We start from the raw sequence: 1,803 nt of genomic DNA, 5'->3' as shown, positions 1-1,803 counted from the left end.
GGCGGGGAGTGCCGGTCCTGCGGGCCGTGCGGGCCGTGCGGGTCTTTCATCGGGACTGCTTCTCCTCGGTGTCCTCGAACTCCGCGGATTTCGCGGTGTCCGTCACTGGGGCGTCGCCGGTGGTGCTCCCGGCCCCCTCACGTGAGGGGGCCGACTCGTCGTCGAGCCATCCCATGGTGCGCCGCACGGCCTTGAGCCAGTTGCGGTACTCGCGCTCGCGATCCTCCTCCGCCATGGCGGGCGACCACTCGGCGGCCCGGCGCCAGTTGGCGCGCAACTCGTCGGTGTCGGACCAGAACCCGGTGGCCAGGCCGGCCGCGTAGGCCGCGCCCAGGCAGGTGGTCTCGGAGACCATCGGCCGGACGACCGGCGCGTCCAGGAAGTCGGCGATGCTCTGCATGAGCAGGTTGTTGGAGGTCATGCCGCCGTCGACCTTCAGCGTGGTCAGCTCCGTGCCGGAGTCCTTGCGCATGGCGTCGACGATCTCCCGGGTCTGCCAGGCGGTGGCCTCCAGCACCGCCCGGGCCAGGTGCGCCTTGGTGACGTACCGGGTCAGGCCCGCGATGATGCCGCGCGCGTCGGAACGCCAGTAGGGGGCGAAGAGCCCGGAGAAGGCGGGTACGAAGTAGGCGCCGCCGTTGTCCTCCACCGACAGGGCGAGGGTCTCGATCTCCGCCGCGCTGTTGATCAGGCCCATCTGGTCGCGCATCCACTGCACCAGCGCGCCGGTGACGGCGATGGCCCCCTCCAGGGCGTAGACCGGCTTGGCGTCCCCGATCCGGTAGCCGACGGTGGTCAGCAGGCCGTGGTAGGAGTTGACCGGTTCCTCCCCGGTGTTCATCAACAGGAAGGTGCCGGTGCCGTAGGTGGACTTGCCCTCGCCGACCGAGTAGCAGGTCTGTCCGAACAGTGCGGCCTGCTGGTCGCCCAGGGCCGAGGCCACCGGGACGCCGTCCAGGGGGCCGCCGCGGGCGGTGCCGTAGACCTCGGCGGAGGAACGGATCTCGGGGAGCACGGCGGCGGGCACGCCCATCGAGTGCAGGATCCGCTCGTCCCACTCCAGGGTGCGCAGGTTCATCAGCATGGTGCGGGAGGCGTTGGTGACGTCGGTGACGTGTCGGCCACCGTCGGGGCCGCCGGTGAGGTTCCAGATGACCCACGAGTCCATGGTCCCGAAGAGGATCTCGCCGCGTTCGGCGCGCTCGCGCAGTCCCTCCACGTTGTCCAGAAGCCAGCGGATCTTGGGACCGGCGAAGTAGGAGGCCAGCGGCAGGCCCGTCTCCCGGCGGAAGCGGTCCTGACCCACGTTGCGGCCGAGCTCGCGGCAGAGCCGGTCGGTGCGGGTGTCCTGCCACACGATGGCGTTGTGCACCGGTTCGCCGGTGGCGCGGTCCCACAGCAGCGTGGTCTCGCGCTGGTTGGTGATGCCGATCGCCTTGACCTGTCCACGGGTGATTCCCGCCTTCTCCAGGGAGTCGACCATCACCTCGCGGACGTTGTCCCGGATCTCGACGGCGTCGTGCTCGACCCACCCCGGCCTGGGGAAGATCTGCCGGTGCTCCTTCTGCGCGACGGAGACGATTCGTCCGTCGTGATCGAAGACGATGCAACGGCTGGAGGTGGTGCCCTGGTCGATCGCCGCGATGTACTCGCGGTCCCCGGCGGACTCCCGCGGTTCGGTACCGGGTGTGGTGTTCACGGTGCGGCTCCCTGGGTGATGACTGCGTGCGGATCGGATGTGAGCGGCGCCGGCGGTGCGGCCGTGCGATGTCGCGTGGCGGTGGCGGTGGTGGGGGCGGACGG

At 70.4% G+C, this 1,803-nt stretch carries 1 pseudogene; it reads right to left on the bottom strand.

Features of this window, described 5'->3' with window-relative positions:
- Positions 1 to 148: 148 nt before the first annotated feature.
- A pseudogene (gene glpK, locus FNQ90_RS21870) lies at positions 149 to 1,699 on the bottom strand (glycerol kinase GlpK); the annotation flags it as partial.
- Positions 1,700 to 1,803 lie beyond the last annotated feature (104 nt).

It is taken from the genome of Streptomyces alkaliphilus, assembly GCF_014141535.1.
GTDB classification, from domain to species: domain Bacteria; phylum Actinomycetota; class Actinomycetes; order Streptomycetales; family Streptomycetaceae; genus Streptomyces; species Streptomyces alkaliphilus.
This window is presented reverse-complemented; position numbering and strand designations above follow the sequence as displayed.